Annotated in this window: 17 protein-coding genes; 3 read left to right on the forward strand and 14 right to left on the reverse strand. The window is 68.2% G+C overall.

The features are described from left to right. Positions 1-63: 63 nt before the first annotated feature. Together FOH10_RS17800 and FOH10_RS17805 are read right to left on the reverse strand one after the other, a co-directional pair. Positions 64-2,478, reverse strand: coding sequence for a RelA/SpoT family protein (locus FOH10_RS17800; protein ID WP_425326160.1), 2,415 nt, complete (start codon positions 2,476-2,478; stop codon positions 64-66). Positions 2,479-2,797: 319 nt separating this feature from the next. Further along, positions 2,798-4,396 carry an ATP-binding cassette domain-containing protein gene (locus tag FOH10_RS17805; RefSeq protein WP_143981586.1) on the reverse strand — a complete coding sequence of 533 codons (1,599 nt, stop codon included), beginning with the start codon at positions 4,394-4,396 and terminating at the stop codon, positions 2,798-2,800. 272 nt (positions 4,397-4,668) lie between these two features. On the opposite strand from FOH10_RS17805, the gene FOH10_RS17810 reads away from it, so the two are divergent. Continuing rightward, positions 4,669-4,962: a hypothetical protein gene (locus FOH10_RS17810; protein ID WP_051037444.1), complete on the forward strand. Its 294-nt coding sequence runs from the start codon at positions 4,669-4,671 to the stop codon at positions 4,960-4,962. 16 nt (positions 4,963-4,978) lie between these two features. Here FOH10_RS17810 and FOH10_RS17815 read toward each other — a convergent pair whose 3' ends face one another. The 6 genes from FOH10_RS17815 to FOH10_RS17840 form a co-directional block, all read right to left on the reverse strand. Then, positions 4,979-5,551: an adenine phosphoribosyltransferase gene (locus FOH10_RS17815; RefSeq protein WP_029924278.1), complete on the reverse strand. Its 573-nt coding sequence runs from the start codon at positions 5,549-5,551 to the stop codon at positions 4,979-4,981. Positions 5,552-5,583: 32 nt separating this feature from the next. Continuing rightward, on the reverse strand, positions 5,584-7,281 hold the full coding sequence (locus FOH10_RS17820) for an ABC transporter substrate-binding protein (RefSeq protein ID WP_186000913.1): 1,698 nt from the start codon (positions 7,279-7,281) through the stop codon (positions 5,584-5,586). Between the two features lie 279 nt (positions 7,282-7,560). Continuing rightward, the gene (gene secF / locus FOH10_RS17825; protein WP_143981587.1) at positions 7,561-8,763 is read right to left on the reverse strand and encodes a protein translocase subunit SecF; all 1,203 of its coding nucleotides are present in this window, start codon (positions 8,761-8,763) and stop codon (positions 7,561-7,563) included. A gap of 2 nt (positions 8,764-8,765) precedes the next feature. Next, entirely contained in the window at positions 8,766-10,556 is a 1,791-nt protein-coding gene (gene secD / locus FOH10_RS17830) for a protein translocase subunit SecD (protein ID WP_143981588.1), read from the reverse strand. Between the two features lie 98 nt (positions 10,557-10,654). Further along, positions 10,655-11,032 carry a preprotein translocase subunit YajC gene (gene yajC / locus FOH10_RS17835; RefSeq protein WP_143981589.1) on the reverse strand — a complete coding sequence of 126 codons (378 nt, stop codon included), beginning with the start codon at positions 11,030-11,032 and terminating at the stop codon, positions 10,655-10,657. A gap of 90 nt (positions 11,033-11,122) precedes the next feature. Beyond that, positions 11,123-12,616 carry a flavin-containing monooxygenase gene (locus FOH10_RS17840; RefSeq protein WP_039815321.1) on the reverse strand — a complete coding sequence of 498 codons (1,494 nt, stop codon included), beginning with the start codon at positions 12,614-12,616 and terminating at the stop codon, positions 11,123-11,125. A 38-nt stretch (positions 12,617-12,654) separates the two neighbouring features. Here FOH10_RS17840 and FOH10_RS17845 point away from each other — a divergent pair, with 38 nt between their 5' ends. Together FOH10_RS17845 and FOH10_RS36055 are read left to right on the forward strand one after the other, a co-directional pair. After that, on the forward strand, positions 12,655-13,329 hold the full coding sequence (locus FOH10_RS17845) for a TetR/AcrR family transcriptional regulator (protein WP_051037445.1): 675 nt from the start codon (positions 12,655-12,657) through the stop codon (positions 13,327-13,329). Positions 13,330-13,497: 168 nt separating this feature from the next. Next, positions 13,498-14,049, forward strand: a complete 552-nt coding sequence (locus FOH10_RS36055) for a DivIVA domain-containing protein (protein ID WP_143981590.1) — start codon at positions 13,498-13,500, stop codon at positions 14,047-14,049. Positions 14,050-14,072: 23 nt separating this feature from the next. Here FOH10_RS36055 and FOH10_RS17855 read toward each other — a convergent pair whose 3' ends face one another. The 6 genes from FOH10_RS17855 to ruvA all read right to left on the reverse strand — a co-directional run bounded on the left by FOH10_RS17855 (position 14,073) and on the right by ruvA (position 20,080). Next, a complete protein-coding gene (locus tag FOH10_RS17855) occupies positions 14,073-14,882 on the reverse strand; it encodes a TetR/AcrR family transcriptional regulator (RefSeq protein WP_143981591.1) in 810 nt (269 codons plus the stop codon). Continuing rightward, the gene (locus FOH10_RS17860; protein WP_143981592.1) at positions 14,879-16,414 is read right to left on the reverse strand and encodes a cytochrome P450; all 1,536 of its coding nucleotides are present in this window, start codon (positions 16,412-16,414) and stop codon (positions 14,879-14,881) included. The genes FOH10_RS17855 and FOH10_RS17860 overlap by 4 nt, the downstream gene beginning before the upstream one ends. Positions 16,415-16,508: 94 nt before the next feature. Next, complete coding sequence (locus FOH10_RS17865) at positions 16,509-16,712, reverse strand: hypothetical protein (protein ID WP_143981593.1); 204 nt, start codon at positions 16,710-16,712, stop codon at positions 16,509-16,511. An 88-nt stretch (positions 16,713-16,800) separates the two neighbouring features. Further along, positions 16,801-18,234, reverse strand: coding sequence for a sensor histidine kinase (locus FOH10_RS17870; RefSeq protein ID WP_143981594.1), 1,434 nt, complete (start codon positions 18,232-18,234; stop codon positions 16,801-16,803). Positions 18,235-18,373: 139 nt separating this feature from the next. Further along, positions 18,374-19,465 carry a Holliday junction branch migration DNA helicase RuvB gene (ruvB, locus tag FOH10_RS17875; RefSeq protein WP_029924264.1) on the reverse strand — a complete coding sequence of 364 codons (1,092 nt, stop codon included), beginning with the start codon at positions 19,463-19,465 and terminating at the stop codon, positions 18,374-18,376. A 9-nt stretch (positions 19,466-19,474) separates the two neighbouring features. Then, complete coding sequence (gene ruvA, locus FOH10_RS17880; RefSeq protein WP_143981595.1) at positions 19,475-20,080, reverse strand: Holliday junction branch migration protein RuvA; 606 nt, start codon at positions 20,078-20,080, stop codon at positions 19,475-19,477. Positions 20,081-20,195 lie beyond the last annotated feature (115 nt).

Consider the following 20,195-nt stretch of genomic DNA (forward strand, 5'->3'; position numbering starts at 1 on the left):
ACTCTCCTCGTTCCGGGGGACGAGCCAGCCTAGCTGGCGCCGCCCCCGGGAACCTCGGGGAGGTCAGGCCGCGGAGGTCACGCGGTAGACGTCGTAGACGCCCTCCACATTGCGGACCACGTTGAGCAGGTGGCCGAGATGTTTGGGGTCGCCCATCTCGAAGGTGAACTTGGAGATGGCCACCCGGTCACCGGAGGTCATGACCGAGGCGGAGAGGATATTGACCTTCTCGTCGGCGAGCACCTTGGTGACGTCGGAGAGCAGCCGGGTGCGATCCAGGGCCTCGATCTGGATGGCGACCAGGAAGACCGAGGACGGGGACGGAGCCCATTTCACCTCGATGATGCGTTCCGGCTCGCTGCGCAGCGAGTCGGCATTGGTGCAGTCGGTGCGGTGTACCGACACCGCACCGCCGCGGGTCACGAAGCCCATGATCTCGTCGCCCGGCACCGGGGTGCAGCACTTGGCCAGCTTGGCCACGGTGCCGGACGCGCCCGGAATCTCCACGCCCGCGTCACCGGTGCCGCGCTGGCGCGCCGGAACCGTGGAGGGCGTGGACCGTTCGGCGAGTTCGTTCTCCACATCGCCGACGCCGCCGAGTTGGGCCATGAGTCGCTGCACCACATGGTGCGCCGACACCTGGCTCTCGCCGACCGCGGCGTAGAGCGCCGAGATATCCGGGTAGTGCAGTTCGTGGGCCAGCGCCGACATGGCGTCGGCGCTCATCAGGCGCTGCAATGGCAGGCCCGAACGCCGGACCTCCTTGCTGATGGCCTCCTTGCCCGCCTCGAGCGCCTCTTCGCGGCGCTCCTTGGCGAACCACTGCCGGATCTTGGCCTTGGCGCGCGGGGAGACCACGAAGTTCTGCCAGTCGCGGCTGGGTCCGGCGTTCTGTGCCTTGGAGGTGAAGATCTCGACGACCTCACCGTTCTCCAGCTGACGTTCCAGCGCGACCAGGCGGCCGTTCACGCGGGCACCGATACAGCGGTGGCCGACCTCGGTGTGCACGGCGTAGGCGAAATCCACCGGGGTGGACTTCTGCGGCAGCGTGATCACATCGCCCTTGGGGGTGAACACGAAGATCTCGGGCGATTTCAGATCGAAGCGCAGTGACTCCAGGAACTCGGCCGGGTCGGCGGCCTCCCGCTGCCAGTCCAGCAGCTGCCGCATCCACGCCATGTCATCGACCTCGGTCGAATCATTGGAGTGTTTGCCCTTGGTCTCCTTGTACCGCCAGTGCGCGGCGATGCCGAACTCGGCGGTCCGGTGCATGTCCTGGGTGCGGATCTGCACCTCCAGGGGTTTGCCGTCCGGGCCCACCACGGTGGTGTGCAGCGACTGGTAGACGCCGTAGCGCGGCTGGGCGATGTAGTCCTTGAACCGGCCCGCCATGGGCTGCCACAGCGAGTGCACCACGCCGACCGCGGCATAGCAGTCGCGCACCTCGTCGCAGAGGATGCGGATGCCGACCAGGTCGTGGATGTCGTCGAAGTCCTTACCCTTGACGATCATCTTCTGGTAGATCGACCAGTAGTGCTTGGGGCGGCCCTCGACGATGGCATTGATCCGGCTGGCGGCGAGGGTGTTGACGATCTCGGCGCGCACCTTGGCCAGGTAGGTGTCGCGGGAGGGCGCGCGGTCGGCGACCAGGCGCACGATCTCGTCGTACTTCTTGGGGTGCAGGATCGCGAAGGCGAGATCCTCCAGCTCCCATTTGACGGTCGCCATACCGAGCCGGTGCGCCAGCGGCGCGATGACCTCGAGGGTTTCGCGGGCCTTCTTGGCCTGCTTCTCCGGCGGCAGGAACCGCATGGTGCGCATATTGTGCAGCCGGTCGGCCACCTTGATCACCAGCACGCGCGGGTCGCGGGCCATGGCGATGATCATCTTGCGAATGGTCTCGGCCTCGGCGGCCGCACCCAGGTTCACCTTGTCCAGCTTGGTGACGCCGTCGACCAGGTGCGCGACCTCCTGACCGAATTCATTGGTCAGCTCGTCGAGCGAGTAGCCGGTGTCCTCGACGGTGTCGTGCAGCAGCGCGGCCACCAGCGTGGTGGTGTCCATGCCCAGCTCGGCCAGGATGTTGGCCACCGCCAGCGGATGGGTGATGTACGGATCGCCGGATTTGCGGAACTGATGCGCGTGCTTCTCGTCGGCCACGTCGAAGGCCCGCTGCAACAGCTGCAGGTTGGCCTTCGGATACAGCTCGCGATGGACGGTCGCGAGGGGTTCGAGCACCGGTTTGACGGCGGCGATGCCGCGCTGGCCGGTCATGCGGCGGGCCAGGCGGGCGCGCACGCGCCGGGAGGCGGAGGTCGGCACCGCGGCGGGCGCGCCGCCCTGGCGTTGCGCCACGGGGAGGCTTGGGCGCTGTGCGGTTGTATCGCCCGGCCGCCGTGCCGCCGTTGCATCTCCCTGGCGCTGAGCCGCCGGATCGCCCTGGCGCTGTGATGTCGGATCGCCCTGGCGCTGGGGCATGGAATTAGGGGTGGGCGGGGTGGCCGATGCGTCATTGTTCGATTGCCCGGCATTCGCCTGTTCCAAATGCTGAGTCATGCCACACCACCTCTCCCGGCCGCGATCGGAACACCATATCGGACCGTGCAACCACCCGGACCACCAACTTTAGTCCGGGTTTCGTCTCGGGGTCGCCGACGGTGACTACCGCCCGTCCGGACGTGCCCATACCGACGTGATCACCCCCCTTTCTACCGTGTTCGGGGCGGCGTTGCGTACGGATTGCTCCGCACCCGACGCCGCCCCTCTCCCCGGGGCCGCGGCACCCGGCCAAACCTCGCTACTCGGACGGGATTTCGGCCAATCCGTGTGCCGACAGCTCCATGCGGCGGGTGACCCCGATCTCGTCGAGAAAGCGCGGATCGTGGCTGACCACGATGAGCGCACCCTGGAATGCGGCGAGGGCCTCGGTGAGATGCCGCAGGCTGGGCAGGTCCAGGTTGTTGGTGGGCTCGTCGAGCAGCAGCAGCTTCGGCGCGGGTTCGGCCAGCAGCAGCATGGCCAGCGCCGCCCGCAGCCGCTCCCCACCCGACAGTGCCTCGGCGGCCACATCGGCGTCCGTGCCCCGGAACAGGAAGCGGGCCAGTTGGGCTCGAATCCGTTCCGCGGACGCGTGCGGCGCGGCGGCGGCCACATTCTCGAACACCGTCTTCGACTCGTCGAAGATATCGAGGCGCTGCGGCAGCATGCGCCAGGGCACCTTCGGCGATTCGTCTCGGATGCGGTGCAGGAGCGTGGTTTTGCCGGAACCGTTGCGGCCGGTAAGGGCGATCCGCTCCGGTCCGGAGACCTTCAGGGTCACCACCGGGCCGTTGGCGAGGGTCACCTCCTCCAGGTCGATGACATCCTGTCCGGGGTAGAGCAGGGTGGCGGGCAGATCGACACGAATCTCCCGGTCGTCGCGCAGCAGTTCCTGTGCCTGGGTGAGCTGATCCTTCGCCTCCTCGAGCTTGCCGATGTGGTTGTTGCGCAACTTGCCCGCCGACACCTGGGCCTGGCGTTTGCGTTCGGCCATCACGATCTTGGGTTCCCGCTTGGTATCCCACATCTTCTGGCCGTAGCGCAGGCGGCGGTCGAGTTTGATCCGCGCCTCGACCAGTTCCCGCGCCTGCTTGCGCACATCGCCGCGGGCGTCGCGGACGGCCGCCCGGGCCGCCGCCTGCTCGACCGCGACAATGCGCTCGTACTCGCTGAAATTCCCGCCGAAACACCGGATCTCGCCGTGGCGCAGTTCGGCAATGCCGTCCACGCCCTCCAGCAGTTCGCGGTCGTGGCTGACCGTGAGCACCGTGCCCGCGAACTGCCCGATCACCTCGTAGAGGCGTTGGCGCGCAACCTGGTCCAGGTTGTTGGTGGGCTCGTCGAGCACCAGCACCTCGGGTTCGCGCAGCAGTTCGGCGACCAGGCCGAGCAGCACCGTCTCCCCGCCGGAGAGGGTGTCGAGGCGGCGGTCCAACTGCCCGACATCCCCGGCGACATAGTGCAATCCGAGTTTGCCCAGCAATGCCACGGCCTGCTCCTCGACATCCCAGCGGGTACCGATCAGCTCGAAATCGGCGTCGGTGCCCGCACCGGATTCGATGCGGTGCAGCGCATTCCGGATCGGTGCGATGCCGAGCACCTCGTCCACCCGCTGTCCGGCGGACAGGCCGAGATCCTGCCGCAGATACCCGAGCCGTTCGGGCGGGGTGATCGAGCCACGCTGGGGCCGCAACTCTCCGGCGATCAGACGCAACAGTGTGGACTTGCCCGCGCCGTTGCTCCCGACCAGACCGATATGCCCCGGTCCGAGAGCGGCGTCGAGGCCGTCGAATACCGGTGTGCCGTCGGGCCAGGTGAAGGTGAGATCGGAAATGGAAACGACAAACGTACTGGACATGCACACTCCTCGAGGTAGGCGAAAGAGAACGCGGCGCGCGAATGCGGGCCACCGGAGCGCTACCTCAGAAGATCAACGTGCATAACTCCGATCATGCGGCAATGAGACGTTCCCAAGCTATCCGGGCCAACCCGACCGTGCAAGGGATTATTTCGAGACCCAGCTCACGACGTGGCGGCGAATCGACGGGTGCGGCCGACTGATCAGAACGTTTCGGTCTCGATGCCCGTCAGGGGCTGTTTCGACCGGCGCGAGCGGGGAATTTCGAACGTATGCCGTACACGTACTACCGCGAGAGCACCGCCGCTCGGATCATCAGTACGGTCGGTGCGGTCTTCGCACTGATCGAGGGCATCTACATCCTGCTGCGGGTGTTCGATGCCGACCAGTCCAATCCGTTCTATCGATTCATCGAGAACCTGGCCGAACCGCTGGCGCTGTTCTTCCCGGGGCTGTTCGAGACCGGGAACGCCAATCTCGACATCGTGCTGGACTACGGACTGGCCGCCGTCTTCTGGCTCGTCGTCACCGGCATCCTGGCCCGGCTGGTCTCCGGCACCAGGTGACGCCGATTTCCGACCGTCAGAGCTTGACCACGGAGGTCAGCGGATAGTCGCCCTGACGATCCCGCCCGCCGAGGAAGCCCAGTTCGAGGACCACCGCGGCGGCGACCACCTGCGCCCCGGCCTCGGTGAAGATGTCCGCGGCGGCCGCGAGCGTGCCACCGGTGGCGAGCACGTCATCGAGCAGCAGCACCTTGCGCCCCCGCAGTTCGACGCCGTCGGCGGGAATCTCCAGTGCGGCGGAACCGTATTCGAGCGAGTACTCGCGGGAGAACACCGGCGGCGGCAGCTTGCCCGCCTTGCGCACCGCGATCACACCGGTACCCAGCAGCGCCGCCACACCCGCACCCAGCAGGAAGCCGCGCGCGTCCACGCCCGCCACCAGATCGGCGTCCGGCGCGCACGCCGCCAGACAGTCCAGAACCGCCCGGTAGCCCTCGGCATCGGCGAATACCGGCGTCAGATCCGCGAACCGCACACCCGGGGTCGGGAAATCGTCGTGCCAGCGGGTCAGCCGCTGCACCGCCGCCTCGGCCCGCGCCGCCCGCTCACCGACCCGCTCGGGCGTCTCCACCAGTTCGTGCTTGCTCATCTACACCCACTCCTCGTCACCACGCCGCAGCCTCACCGCTTCAGTACCCAGCGGTCCATGTTCCAGCCCGCACCGGCCCGGGTGGGGTTGGCGATTCCGTTCTCCATACCGTCACCGAAGGCGATGGTGCGCGGTGTGGCGAACAGCGGAATCGACGGCATCTCGTTCCACAGCAGGTTCTCCTGCTCGGTCAACAGATTCAGCACTACCGTCGAGTTTCGCTCCGCCGCAAGCTGATCCGCGATGGCATCGTAGCGGGGGTTGACGAAACCCCCGAAATCGAGGCCCTGGCCGCTGTGCAGCGCCGCGACGGCGGCCACGCCCGGCAGCGACCCCGACGGTCCCGGTGCGGCGGCGGTCCCGGCCAGTACGGCGTCCACCGCGCCCTCGCGCAGCTTGGCCGCCGTGAAGTCCGGCGCCGAGGCGTCAACCACCGTGATGCCGGCGGCCTTGCACGACTCGGCGATGAGCTGGATGGTCCGCGCGCGCCGCTCGTCGGGCGCCGAGTAACCGACGCGAATGGTCGGATTCTGGAGGTTCGCCGCGCCCAGGGCCTTCTTCGCCGCGGCGACATCGGGATTCTCGTACCGGTCCGCCGCGCCGGTCACCGCCGAGTAGTACAGCGAATCCTGTTGCAGGGTGCGCGAATCCAGCGGTCCGGCACCCAGCCCCGAATTCACCTCGAAATCCGGATGGCCGAGCTGGTTGTAGAGCTCCTGGCGCGGGGTGCACAGCGCCAGTGCGCGCCGCGCCTCCGGCGAGGTGAGGACGCCGCCGGTCGACAGCACCAGCTGTTCGGCGCCGCGGCTGGGCATGTTCCCCACCGTGAAGCCGCTCAGGTCCGCGTCACCCAGCGAGCCGGCACCGATGTCGAGTACGCCGACCTCCTTGTCGGCGACCTTGGACTTCAGGTCGAAGTTCTTGGGCCACACCACGATCCGCGGCGTCTTGGCGGCATTGCCCCACCACTTCTCGTTCTTCACCAGCACCAGGCCGTCGTCGGCGGTGAACGATTCGATCCGATACGGTCCCGACGACGGGAGCAGGGTGGCGTCGATCTTCCCGGGGGTAAGTGTCCAACCGGTATTCCAGAACTCGGCGATCCGCTCGGCCGCCGCGGTATCCCCGGAGAGCAGGGCGGTGGCCGCGTTCGGCACGTTCGCCGCCTGCGCCGCCACATGGGCGGGCATGAGTTCACCGGCGCTGAACAGCGTCTTCCAGTCGGCGTAGGTGCGGCCCGGCCGGAAGGTCACGGTGGCGTCCTTGGAGCCGGGCTGGCATTCCACCCGCTCGATATCGGAGTAGCCGAGCGTGCTGGCGGCGTCGAAGAGCGGAACCGGCCCGCCCGGACCGGGTTTCGTGAAGCGGCCGCCCCGCGCCGACCAGGCCAGCACCAGATCGTCGCAGGAGGTCGGGGTGCCGTCGGACCAGACGCCGTCCGGATTGAGCCGGTACTGGATGGTCTGCGTCTCCCCCGGCACCTCCTTGGCGGTGCCGGTATCGGTGTCGGCGACCTGCTGCCCGTCCGGACCGGTGTAGAAGAAGCCGGTCAGTACGCGCGAGAACACCGCCGCCGTACCACTGTTGGCCCCCAGGGTGGAACCACCGTTGTACGAGGCCACCACCGCGTCGACGCCGTAACCGATGGACGGCACCTGGTTCTTCCCGGCGCAGCCCACCAGCGCCCCGGCCGCCACCGCGCCCGCGGCCACCACGGCCGCACCGCGCACCGACCGCCGCGCCCGCGCCGGACGTCCGACTCGCCACGCGCGCCCGCCGGACAGTGGTGCCGCGATGTCGTCGGTCGGGGCGGTGTCGGCCACGTGCTCCGGCGCTCCGGACGCGGTGCCGCACGCGGCGGATTCCGTCGCACCCGTTGCGGACTCGGTCGCGTGCGCGGCGGTATCCGCCCTGGCCGGCACCGGTTCGGGAAGCCGGTGCGCGCCCGTGCCTGACTCGTGTTCCGCCGCTTCGGTTTCGCGCCGTCCCACTCCTGTTACCCCCTGCGCTCAGTGCCGTCGCTTGTGTCGTTTTCCGCTCGGCCGGGCGCCAGGGCGCGGTCCCTCCGACGTCCGCGAGCGCGGGGCCGATGCTTCGCGCGCCGCGACGGGGCGGCTGGCCGAGCCCGCGCGCTGGGCGGCGGCGGAACCCACCCGGCTGGTCGTCGCGCCGGAGCGCTTGGCGAGCACCTTCCTGGTGTGCGCGGCCACCGGCCCGAAGCGTTCCTTGATGCTCACCAGCAGCGGCACCGCGAAGAAGATCGACGAGTAGGTGCCGACGATCATGCCGACCAGCTGCACCAGCGCGAGATCCTTGAGGGTGCCGACGCCGAGCATCCACACCGCGATCACCAGCAGGCCGATGATCGGCAGGATGCCGATGACGGTGGTGGAGATCGAGCGCATCAGCGTCTGGTTGGCCGCCAGGTTGGCCTGTTCGGCATAGGTGCGCCGGGTCAGGTGCAGAACGCCGCGGGTGTTCTCCTCGACCTTGTCGAAGACGACGACATTGTCGTAGAGCACGAAGCCCAGAATGGTGAGCAGGCCGATCACCGCCGCCGGGGTCACCTCGAAGCCGACCAGCGAGTAGATGCCCGCGGTCACGATGAGGTTGAAGAACAGCGAGGTGATGGCCGCGACGGACATATCGCGTTCGAAGCGGATCGCGATATAGATCATGGTCAGGGCCACGAACACCAGCAGCGCGATCACCGCCTGCCGGGTGACCTGACCACCCCAGGTCTCACTGATCTCGGCGATGCTGATGGCCGCCGGGCTGGGATTGCCCGAGGTGTCCTTGGGCTGGAACGCCTCGAACAGCGCGTTCTGCAATTGCGCGGAGTCGGCGGCGTCCAGCGTGTCGGATCGCAGCTGGATGGTGGCGGTCTCCCCGGAGCCCACCCGCTGCACGGTCACCGGATCGTGGCCGAGCGTATCGCGGTACACCTGCTCCACCTGCTCCACGCTGGTCCCCTCGGCGGGCAGCTGGATGCGCGAACCACCGGCGAAGTCGATGCCGAGGGTGAAGCCGCGCACCGCGATGCTCAGCAGCGAGATGAGCACGAAGGTGGCGCTCAGCGCGTAGAAGAACTTCCGGCGGCCGACGATCTCGAATCCGCCGGTGCCGGTGTAGAGCCGTTCGAAGAATCCGTGACGCGGCGCGTCGGTCGGTTCCACGTAGTCGATGTCGGAGTCCATCACCGAGTTGCTCATCCTCACGCCTCCCTGGCCGCGACGGCGGCAGCGGCGGCCTTGCGCTCACGGGCGATCTGCGACACCACGCCGAGACCGTTGACCGAGGGCTTGGCCCAGAACGGTGACTTGGACGCCATCATCATCAGCGGCGCGGTCACCAGGTACAGCACGATCACGTCCAGCACGGTGGTGACACCGAGGGTGAACGCGAAGCCCTTCACCTGACCGGCGGCCAGGATGTACAGCACGACGGAGGCGATGAGGCTGACCGTCTTACCGGAGAGGTTGGTGCGCTGGGCGCGCTGCCAGCCGCGCGGCACCGCCGAGCGGAAGGTGCGGCCCTCGCGCATCTCGTCCTTGATGCGTTCGAAGAACACCACGAAGGAGTCGGCGGTCAGACCGATACCGATGATCAGACCGGCGATACCGGCCAGATCGAGGGTGAAGCCGATCCACCGGCCCAGCAGCACGATCAGACCGTAGACGGCCGCACCGGCCATGAGCAGCGAGAACCCCGCCAGCAGACCGAGCAGTCGATAGACGAGCAGGCAGTACAGCAGCACCAGCACCATGCCGATCGCGCCCGCGATCAGACTGGCCTTGAGCGAGTACAGGCCCAGCGTCGCCGAGACGGATTCGGCCTCGGATGTGGTGAACGACAGCGGCAGCGAACCGTACTTCAGCTGGTTGGCCAGCTCCTTGGAGGTTTCGCCGGTGAAGTTGCCGGAGATCTGGGTGCTACCGCCGAACTGGTTGGCGGCCTGCACGACCGGGGCGCTCACGACCTGCGTATCGAGGGTGAAGGCCAACTGCTGCTGGTAGAACTCGTTGGTCAGCTTGCCCCAGGTGTCGGCGCCGCCGGACTTGAACTCGACGTTCACCACCCAGCGCGACTGCTGCGGATCCAGTACCGCGGAGGCGTCCTTGATCTCCTGGCCGTCCAGGCGGCTCGGGCCGAGCGTGTACACGTACTGGCCGTCGGTGCTGCACGTGACCAGCGGCAGGTTCGGATCGTCGTTACCGGCCAGCGGGTCCGGCTTGCTGCAGTCCATGGACAGCATGGCCAGCTGCTGGGTCTGCGGATCGGTGCTCTGCCGCAGGGCCTTCGCGGCGGCGATCTCCTGCTGCACGTCCTGCGGGGTGCCGCTCGGCTCCGGAGTGGGGGCGGGCTCGGTGGTCGGCGCGGGTTCCTGCGTCGGCGCGGGCTCCTCCGTCGGCGTCGGCTCGTCGGTCGGGGCCTGCGCCGGGAACACCCGGTTCTGCGGTGCAGGTGCCTCCGCGCCGTCCGGCGCGGGAGCGTCGGTGGTCACGGGCGCGTCCGGCGACACCGGGGTGTCGGCGGGGGCGTCGGTCGCCGGGGTCTCGCCCGGTGCGGGCGTGTCCTGCGGCGGTGCCTGCTCGCCCGGGAGCTGCTGGCCCGGCTGCTGCGCCGGAATCGGCTGGCCGACCACCGGGCGCACGTACAGCTTGGCGGTGGTGGCGAGGGTCTTCGCCTGGGAGCCGCTGTCACCCGGCACCGTGATGACCAGATTGTCACCGTCGATGACGACCTCGGACCCGGAGACACCGAGACCGTTGACGCGCTGCTCGATGATGCTCTGCGCCTGGCGCAGGCTGTCCTGGCTGGGCTTGCCGCCGTCGGGGGTGCGCGGGGTCAGCGTGACCCGGGTACCACCCTGCAGGTCGATACCCAGTTTCGGGGTGGCGGCCTTGTCTCCGGTGAAGAAGATCAGCAGGTAGATCACGGCCACCAGCGCGGCCCAGACGCCGAGCAGGCGCCATGGATGCGCCGATCCCTGGGAAGGTGGCACGGTTCGTATCTCCTAGGCGGGAAGAGTTGCGGGGGTGGGCGGACACACCTCGGCCCCACTGCCCACCCCTGGCGGGCGGGCAGCGGGGCTCGGGGCGATCAGTCCTTGGTCAGGCGGGTGGTCTCGTCGGACGGCGTCGACTCGATGCGCTCGGCGGTCTGCGCCGGGGTCTCCTCGACGGTCGCGGCCTCGGTGAGCTCGGTGGATTCGGTGGTCTCCACCTCGTCCGCGCGAACCTCGCGAATCGACTGCCGTAGCCAGGTCGTGACGACGTCCTCGGCGATCTCCAGATCGACGGTGAGGTCGTCCAGATCGACGACGGTGCCGTACAGACCCGAAGTGGTGGTGACCCGATCGCCGACCTTCAGGGAGTCCTGCATCTCGGTGACCTTGGCCATCTCACGCTTCTGGCGACGAACGCCGAGGAACATCGGGACGAGCAAGGCAACCAACAGCAGCGGAAGCAGAAGGTCCATTCTCGAAGTCAGCCCCTAGTCATGGTCGGATGGGTGCGTATCCCCCACAGTCTGCCAGCTGTCGGAGCCACTGCCACATCGGCACCACCTTTAGGCGGGGATCCGCTCGTAGGTGTAGTCGTCCAGCGGGAAGCTCACCGCGTGGCGGTGCGTGGTCAACGTGCTGTTGGGGCGCAGCAGCGCCGCTTCGCCGTGCTGGTTGAAGTAGTAGCTGCGGGCGGTCGAGCACTGGCCGCCGTAGAACACCGAGGAGCCCAGCTTGTCGGTGACGGACTCCAGGAAGGCGGCGTTGGCCGCCTCGGTGACCTCGAAGACCTGGGCGCCGCGGCGGAACATCTCACCGAACAGGCGGCCCATATGCTTCATCTGCGCCTCGATGGTGGTGAAGTACGACAGGCCGCTGTAGGAGTACGGGCTGTTGAGCGAGACGAAGTTGGGGAACTTCGGGATCGAGATGCCCTCGTAAGCCTGGAAGCGATTGTCGCGCCAGTATTTTCCGAGGTTCACCCCGTCGCGGCCGATGATCTCGATGGCCGGGAAGTTCACGTCCCACAGATTGAATCCGGTGGCCAGCACCAGGGTGTCGATCTCGGTCTTGTGCCCGTCCGCGGTGACGATGCCGTCGGGTTCGATGTGGTCGATGGAGTTCGTCTCCAGGCGCACATGCGGTTCGTTGAAGGTCTTGAAGTAGTGGTTGGAGAAGGTGGGCCGCTTGCAGCCGAAGTCGTAGTCGGGGGTCAGCTTCGCGCGGGTTTCCTTGTCGCGCACCTGCGCCCGCAGATGTGCCTTGGCGAGGGCGGCGGCGGCCTTGTTCAGCGGCTTGGCCTGCTTGAAGTGCAGCACCCCGACCACCATGAGGGCTTCCAGCATGGTGGTGTTCACCAGCCGCGCACCCTGCTGGGTCACCGGGAAGCGCTCGAACAGCTGCCGCACCGGCGCGGGAATGGGGGCGTCGACCTTGGGCACCACCCAGATCGGAGTGCGCTGGAAGACGGTGAGCGCCGAAACCCGCTTGGCCAGTTCGGGAATGAGCTGCACGGCGGTCGCGCCGGTGCCGATGATGGCGGCCTTGCGGCCGGTGAGGTCGTAGTCGTCCTCCCACGCCGTGGTGTGGATGATCTTGCCCGCGAAGCTGTCGATCCCCGGGAACGGCGGGGTGTAGGGCTGGGACAGGAATCCGGTGGCGGCGAGCAGGTAACGCGCGGTGAGGGTTTCGCCGTTCTCGATCGACACCACCCAGTGCTGCTGTTCGCCGTCCCAGCGCGCGCCCCCGACCACCGTGTCGAAGCGCATGCGGCGACGCAGGTCGTACTTGTCGGCGACGTGCTCGGCGTACTTCTTCAGCTCCGCGCCCGGCGCGAACAGCCGGGACCAGTGCGGATTGGGTTCGAAGGAGTACGAGTAGGTCACCGAGGCGATATCCACGGCCAGTCCCGGGTAGCGGTTGACGTGCCAGGTGCCGCCGAGATCGTTCTCGCGCTCCAGGATCACGAAATCGCTCAGCCCGAGCCGATCCAATTCGATGCCCGCGCCCATTCCGCCGAATCCCGCGCCGACCACGATGGCGTCGTACTGAGGTGCCACGCCGAACCTCCCATTGAAAATGATTCACGTATCACGGAATGACATCTCATTCCGTTTGTGAACACCGTATCATCGGGGGCGTGACGAAGCCATCCTCGAGAATCGAACGCCGCAAGGCCGAACTCCGGCAGGAGATCATCGACACCGCGTTCGCCTGTTTCGCCGAGCGGGGCTATCACGCCACCGGCATCGCCGATATCGCCGCCGAGCTGGGCATCGGCCACGGCACCTTCTACCGCTACTTCGCCAACAAGCGCGACATCATCGATCACGTCATCGACGATCTGGCCACCCGCATCGTGGAGGCGCTGGGCACCGAGAACGCCCCGGACGCTCCCACCAGCCTGCAGGAGTACCGGGAGCAGACCGAGCGCATCGGGGCGGCGCTGAACCGCATCTTCCTGGAGGACCGCCGGGTGGCGCAGCTGCTGCTGTTCCAGGCCACCGGTATCGACTCCGAACTGACCATGCGGCTCTACGGGTTGCTCGACACCGCCGACATGCTCACCGCGGGATACCTGGAGCACGGCGTGGAACTGGGCTATCTGCGTGAGGATCTGGACACCCGCAATACGGCCCGCGCCGTGACCGGCATGATCCTGGCCGCCATCCTGCACGGGCTGCGCGATACCCGCGACGGCGAGGAGACCGATATGTCGGAGATGACCCAGGCGATCCGCCGCCTGCTCATCGACGGCGTCCGAAAAGACTGAGCCGTCCGAAAAGACTGAGCTGTCCGGAAGGACTGAGCCGTCCGGAATGGACCGCGCCGCCCCGAAAGACCGATAGATCCGATCATCACCGCGCGGAATCACCCTGCGAGGCAGGCCATCCCACCTGATCGGACCTCGCTCGCGACCGGCTCCGGCCCGCCGTGCACAATGACCCGCGTGACTCCCGAGGAAGTCCGCCGCAAGCGATTCGGCAAAACCCGCCACCACGGCTACAACCCGGCCGAGGTGGATGCCTTCTGCGCGCGCATAGCCGACACCATCCTCGGCCGCGACCACCTCACGGCCGCCGATATCCGCCAGGTCCAGTTCGGAGCACCGCCGTTCGGGCACCGCGGCTACGATCAGGAACAGGTCGACGACTTCCTCGACCACGTGTGCATCGAGCTGGAATACCTCCGCCGGGGCCGCCGCCGGGTGCCCACCGCGAACGTCGCACCGGCCCTCACCCACGACGACGTGCTGCGCATCCAGTTCTCCGCTCCCCCGTACGGCCTGCCCGGCTACGCGGCCGCGGAGGTGGGCGCGTTCCTGGACCGCCTCGCGGCCACCCTGGCCCACGACGGCCCCAGTCGGCTCACCGCGGACGAGGTGCGCCACACCGAGTTCCACACCGCCGCCCACGGCTACCCCGCCTATCACCGCGATGAGGTGGACGCCTTCCTGGACCTGGTCGTCCGCCAACTCGACCGACAGCGCTGACCCGAAGCCCCTGGAGGGTACGGCTATTCGGGTGTTCTCGCCGGTCGAGCGCTCTCGCCGGTCGGGTGCTCTCGTTGGCCGGGCGTCGCCGCGGGTGTCCGCGCGGCGTCGGCGAACAGTTCGCCGAGCACCGCCGCCAGGTTGTCCGTCCGGTCGAAGCGGTATCCGAGGTCGGCCGCGTGGCCGGCGAACAGGTGCCAGACCGACGAGGCGAGCAGGCGGGCGATGGCCTCCGGATCGGCGAAGGCGGGATCGTCGGGGGTGTCGACCCCGCGCGTCACCACACCCTGGACGAGGCCGACCACGCCGTATACGAGCGGCCGGAACGACTCGACCTCGATACCCAGTACCGCTGCCCACGACGAGAAGCGCTGCCAGAGGATTTCGGCGATCCGATTCCGCGCGATGCTCAGGCTGGTCTCCGCGCCGTCATGACCGTGCACCGGCCCGCTCTGCCCGAACCGGTACAACCGGGGATGCTCCCCCGCCCAGCGCACCACCGAGCGCATGACCGCGAGAATGACGTCGTCGGCGGACTTTCCGGGATCGAGCACCAGTCCGGATTCGAACTCCGCGACGAATCGGCGCAGGATGAACGCGCGGATCCGCGCGTCGAGGTCGTCGCGGTTCTCGAACTGCCGGTAGACCACCGAGCGCGCCACCCCGGCCCGCTCCGCGATCTCCCGTACCGAAACCTCCTGTCCCGCATCCCGTTCCTCGATGAGGTCGACCGCGGCCGCCAGAATGGCGTGCTGCCGCTCCGTATTGTGTTCCTGCCAGCGCCGGTGTCCGCCGCGGCGACGATGGTGGCGCGGATCGGGCGGCGGCTTCACCCGGTGAACTCCACGGCGGTGCCGAGCGGCCGAGCGTCGTCGAGGAAGCGCGGCCGCATGGGCAGCGGCCCGTCGGGGCCGCCGGTGAACGAGATCTGGCGGCGCACACGCCGATCCGAGACCGCGTCGAACCGCAGGTGCTGGGCGAAGGTGGCGACCACCAGCGCGGCCTCCATACTCGCGAACCCCGAGGCGACGCACATGCGCTTGCCCGCACCGAACGGGATGGAGGCCCGTTTCTGCTGGCGCTGCAGGTTTTCCGGCAGATAGCGACCGGGATCGAACTCCTCGGGCCGCTCCCACACCCGCGCGTGATGGTGGACGCCGTGCAGGATGACCGCCACCGTGGTGCCGGGCCGAATGGGGTAGCCGCCCAGCACATCGGCCTGCTTGGCCGTGCGAGCGAGGCCGATGACCGGCGGCAGCAGCCGCATGGTCTCGGCGACGACGGCCTGGGTCCAGAGCAGCCGGTCCAGGTCGGCGGCGGTGGCGGGCCGGTCGCCGAGGACCGTGCGCACCTCGTCGTAGAGGCGGTCGCGGGCCCGCGGATTCTCCGCGAGCAGCTGCCACACCCACGCCAGCGCCGTCGCGGTGGTCTCCATTCCGGCGCCGATGAAGGTCATGAGTTCGTCGTGGATCTCCTGATCGCTGTACCGGTAGCCGGTTTCGGGATCGGTGGCGTCCATGAGCAGGGCGAGCAGGTTGTCCTTGCGGTCGATGCGACCGGCGCGGTGATCGGCGATCAGGCCGTCGACCACGCGTTCGGCGTGGCGCAGATCCCGCATGGCGCGCGGCTCGACCACCCAGCCCGCGGCCCGCATCGCCCGCATGGGCCAGCGGGAGTTGGCGGCCTCGCCCGCGCTGCCGGTGCGCCGGTGCAGCCAGGTGGCGACATTGTGCAGCGGATGGCTGGCATTGGTCATGAACCCGCGCCCGAAGAAGCGCAGCAGCCGGGCCAGCACCACTTCGGACATGGGGCCGGTGATGTCGGTGCCGAACATGGTGCGCGAGGTGACGTCCAGGGTGAGCCGGTTCATCTCGGCGTTCACATCCACGGTGTCACCGAACGTGGACAGTTCACGGATGCGCGCGACGGCGTCCTGGGCCGCCGCCACCATGAGCGGTGCGAACCCGTCCACATTGCGCTTACCGAAGATCGGCTGCACCAGACGCCGATTCCGTTGCCAGCGAGCGTCGTTCAGATCCGTGACCAGTCCGCGCCCGAAGGCCACGGCAAGCATGTCGTATTCGGGGCTCTTGGTGTAGTTGTTCTGATTGGTCACCAGCACGTGCCGCGCCAGTTCCGGACTGCGCACGATGACGAACTTCTTGAACGGCACCCGCGCCACCATGACGTCGTCCTCGCCCGGCAGCCGGGTGACGTAGTCGAGCACGGTGTGGTCGCGCACCCGCGGCAGGATGCCGAGCGCCAGACGGATGGACTCACGCCAGCGCACCGGCGTGCCGTGCCATCGGATGAAGGTCGGCGTCCAGGGCGGTGGGTGCAATCTCGAATCGACAGCCTCGGCCATGGCGGCTTCCTCACCGGGTGAAGTGAGTGGGACTTGATGTCCCACTCACTTTAGTGAGACACGATGACTCGGTCAACGGCCGTGGCGGCTCCGGTCAACGGCGCGCCCGGCGCCAGCTCCAGGACCGTCCGCCCAGACCCGACCGGCTGCCGTTGCCGTACCCGGCGAGGTGCAGTGCAACGAGCAGGAGCCCGACGATGACAAGCGTGCCCGAGGTGACGGTATCCCCGAGCGTGGCATCGACCAGGTCGAAGATGAGCGCGAGCCCGAAGGATACGGCGGCGGCGATGGCGAGCATGAGTACCTCCTGTGTTCGCCGGGCGGATACCCGCCGGTGGCGGGATCAATCAGCATCGACAGCGTGGGTTCGGCGCGTCGCGTCGGGGTCAGCGGTCGACGGCGAATCTGACCTCGATCGCCGTACCGGTGGCGTCCAGCCGTCGGACGACGCCGTTCAATTGCGCCGCCAATGCCGTAACCAGGCGCAGCCCAAGGGATTTGGTGGTGCGGAAGTCCAGTTCGGGCGGCATGCCCACGCCGTCGTCGCTGACCAGCAGGCGTAGGACGCCGCCGTCGAGCGGGCAGAGCTCGACCAGGATCTCTCCGGCGCGATCGCCGGGAAAGGCGTGCTTGAGGGCGTTGGTGACCAGTTCGCTGACCAGCAGGCCGCACGGTACCGCGATGTCGACGCCCAGCCGGACGTTCTCGACCTTCGCGCGGAGCTGGATCCGCTGCTGGTCGAGACCGTAGGAACGAATGAGGTTGCCGGTCAGGGTGTGAATGTAGTCCCCGGCGTCGATCTGCGCCGAACCCTCGGACTGGTACAGCTTTTCGTGAATGAGCGACATCGAGCGGATGCGGTCCTGGCTGGCGGTGAACGCGTCCTGCACCCGGCGATCGGTCAGGCGGCGGGTTTGCAGGCTGAGCAGGCTGGTGATGATCTGGAGATTGTTCTTGACGCGGTGGTGGATCTCGTCGAGCAGGGTCGCCTTCTCCTCGAGCGCCGCCCTGATTCGATCGTCGGAGTGCTTGCGGTCGGTGATATCCCGGAACACCTCGATGGTCAGGGCGTCGGCACCGGCTCCCATCGAGTTCAGCACGACGTCGATGGGGAATTCGGAGCCGTCCCGGCGGCGGGCGCGGAACTCGGCGTCGGGTGAGCGGCCGTCGGGGGGATCGGTGAAGTTGCCCCGGTGCGCGCGGTGCCGCTCACGAAGCCCCTCGGCGATCAGCGATTCCACCGAACGGCCCACCAGCTCCCCGGCCGGATAGCCGAACATGAGCTCGGTGCGCGAATTGGCCTGGACGATGCGGCCCGCGGCGTCCAGGACGACGACGCTGTCGGGAGCGGATTCGAACAGACCGCGCAATCTCGACTCGCTCGACCGCAGCGCCTCCTCCGCCTGGCGTCGTTCGCCGCTCTCCTGCCGCAATTCGATGTAGAGCTGCTCCACCTGGGCCCGCACGGCCTCGGTCTGTTCGGCGCGCCGCTTGGTGGTGGCCGCGAGCGAACCGACCGTACCGGCCGTAATGACGAAGACCGCCAACAGAATCCAGTCGTCGAGATATGCCGGAGCTTCGAACCACCCCAGATACGGTGAGAGGAATACCGAATTCCAGACGAGGATCGCGGCGACCGAGGTCGCCAGTGCGGGAGTTCGCCCCCACCGCAGCGCGACCAACAGGACGACGAGCACATAGACGAGTGCCGACGTCCCCGGATTGTCCCGGATCAGGTCGCGCAGCGGCCAGAGGACAGTGGTGACGACCACCAGCCCCGACAGCGCGGCTAGATAAGGAATCGCCTTCCTGCCCTTCAAGATCGGCGCCCCCCATCACAGTCGGACTCACCGTCCATCCTAAGCGCCCCGGTCGCTCCGCAGTATCGCATGAGGTGTCGCCACGGCTGGACGGTCCGCACGACATACCCGCTGGTCGCCCGCGCGACCATGTGGCGAACTAGTCGAAGAGGTCCAGGGTCGGCTGATCTTCGCGGGCGCGCACCTCGATGGAGCCGAAGACCAGATCGGGCGGCGGCACCAGGCCGAGATGCTCCCAGGCGGCAGCGGTGGCGACGCGGCCGCGCGGGGTGCGCGCCACCAGACCGGCACGCACCAGGAAGGGTTCGCAGACCTCCTCCACGGTGGCGGCCTCCTCACCCACCGCGACCGCGAGCGTGGAGACGCCGACCGGCCCGCCGTTGAAGCTGCGGACCAGCGCGCCGAGCACCGCCCGGTCGAGGCGGTCCAGGCCGAGCACGTCCACGTCGTAGACCGCGAGGGCGGCATGGGCGATCTCGCGGGTGACCAGACCGTCGGCCTTGACCTCGGCGTAGTCGCGCACCCGGCGCAGCAGGCGGTTGGCGATCCGGGGCGTGCCCCGGGAGCGGCCCGCGATCTCGGCGGCGGCATCCGTGTCGATGCGCACGCCGAGAATCTGCGCCGAGCGCAGCAGAATCCGTTGCAGCTCTTCGGGTTCGTAGAAATCCATATGGCCGGTGAAGCCGAAGCGGTCGCGCAGCGGGCCGGTGAGCGCACCCGATCGCGTGGTCGCGCCGACCAGGGTGAACGGGGCGATATCCAACGGAATCGACGTCGCTCCCGGGCCTTTGCCGACCACGACGTCGACCCGGAAGTCCTCCATGGCGAGGTAGAGCATCTCCTCGGCCGGTCGGGCGATGCGGTGGATCTCGTCGATGAACAGCACGTCGCCCTCGCCGAGATTGCTGAGCATGGCCGCCAGGTCGCCCGCGCGTTCCAGGGCCGGGCCGGAGGTGATGCGCAGTGCCGAACCCAGTTCCCCGGCGATGATCATCGCCATCGAGGTCTTACCCAAACCCGGTGGGCCGGAGAGCAATACGTGATCCGGGGTGCCGCCGCGCCGTTTCGCGCCGCGCAGCACCAGGGCCAACTGCTCACGCACCCGGGGCTGACCGATGAAGTCGTCCAGCGCTTTCGGGCGCAGGCTGGCCTCGACCTCACCGTCGGTCTGCTGATAGCTCGCGCTGACCGGGGAGTCGCTGTCGTCGAATTCGTCGGAGTCGTCGAACATTCGGGCGTCCTATCGGTTCTTGCCCAGCACACTCAGCGCCGCGCGCAGCGTCTGCGAGGTGCCGAGATCGGGCTGCTCGGCCAGAATGGCGTCCACGGCGGGTTCGGCCTGTTTGACTCCGAAACCCAGCCCGACGAGCGCCTCGACGACCTGCTCGCGCACCGGCGTGACCGCCGGCGCGGGGCCCGATCCGGGCGGACCCGATTGCACCGGAACGAGATTCACCTTGTCACGCAGTTCCACCACCATGCGCTCGGCCCCGCGCTTGCCGATACCGGGCACCCGGGTGAGCGCGGCGACATTGGATTCGGCCAATGCCTTGCGCAGCGCCTCGGGTTCCAGCACGGCCAGCACCGCCATGGCGAGTTTCGGTCCCACGCCGGACACGGTCTGCAACAGGCCGAACAGTTCGCGCGCCTCGGTATCGGCGAAGCCGAACAGCGTCATGGAGTCCTCACGCACGATCATGGCCGTATAGAGCCGCGACTCCTCCCCACGGGTGAGCGTGGCCAGCGTGGCGGGCGTGGCATTGAGCCGGTACCCGACCCCCGCGGCCTCCAGCACCACATGGTCGAGCCCGATCTCGAGCACCTCACCGCGTACCGACGCGATCACCCGGATACCGCCTTCCGTTGCCGGTCCAGCCTGTCCCTGTACAGCCGCCGCGCGGCCAGCCCGAGGATACGCGCCACCCCCATCCACTCACCGCACACGAACAACTGTTCGAGAG

Source organism: Nocardia otitidiscaviarum (genome assembly GCF_007362295.1).
Taxonomy (GTDB): domain Bacteria; phylum Actinomycetota; class Actinomycetes; order Mycobacteriales; family Mycobacteriaceae; genus Nocardia; species Nocardia otitidiscaviarum.

What these genes read in the sequence shown, in the direction of transcription:
- FOH10_RS17815 (WP_029924278.1), bottom strand. Translation starts at nt 5,551, where the DNA reads ATGAGCAAGCACGAACTGGTGGAGACGCCCGAGCGGGTCGGTGAGCGG.
- FOH10_RS17805 (WP_143981586.1), bottom strand. Translation starts at nt 4,396, where the DNA reads ATGTCCAGTACGTTTGTCGTTTCCATTTCCGATCTCACCTTCACCTGG.
- FOH10_RS17865 (WP_143981593.1), bottom strand. Translation starts at nt 16,712, where the DNA reads ATGCTCGCCATCGCCGCCGCCGTATCCTTCGGGCTCGCGCTCATCTTC.
- FOH10_RS17845 (WP_051037445.1), top strand. Translation starts at nt 12,655, where the DNA reads ATGACATCTCATTCCGTTTGTGAACACCGTATCATCGGGGGCGTGACG.
- secF (WP_143981587.1), bottom strand. Translation starts at nt 8,763, where the DNA reads ATGAGCAACTCGGTGATGGACTCCGACATCGACTACGTGGAACCGACC.
- FOH10_RS36055 (WP_143981590.1), top strand. Translation starts at nt 13,498, where the DNA reads ATGACCCGCGTGACTCCCGAGGAAGTCCGCCGCAAGCGATTCGGCAAA.
- yajC (WP_143981589.1), bottom strand. Translation starts at nt 11,032, where the DNA reads ATGGACCTTCTGCTTCCGCTGCTGTTGGTTGCCTTGCTCGTCCCGATG.
- FOH10_RS17860 (WP_143981592.1), bottom strand. Translation starts at nt 16,414, where the DNA reads ATGGCCGAGGCTGTCGATTCGAGATTGCACCCACCGCCCTGGACGCCG.
- FOH10_RS17810 (WP_051037444.1), top strand. Translation starts at nt 4,669, where the DNA reads ATGCCGTACACGTACTACCGCGAGAGCACCGCCGCTCGGATCATCAGT.
- ruvB (WP_029924264.1), bottom strand. Translation starts at nt 19,465, where the DNA reads ATGTTCGACGACTCCGACGAATTCGACGACAGCGACTCCCCGGTCAGC.
- FOH10_RS17800 (WP_425326160.1), bottom strand. Translation starts at nt 2,478, where the DNA reads ATGCCCCAGCGCCAGGGCGATCCGACATCACAGCGCCAGGGCGATCCG.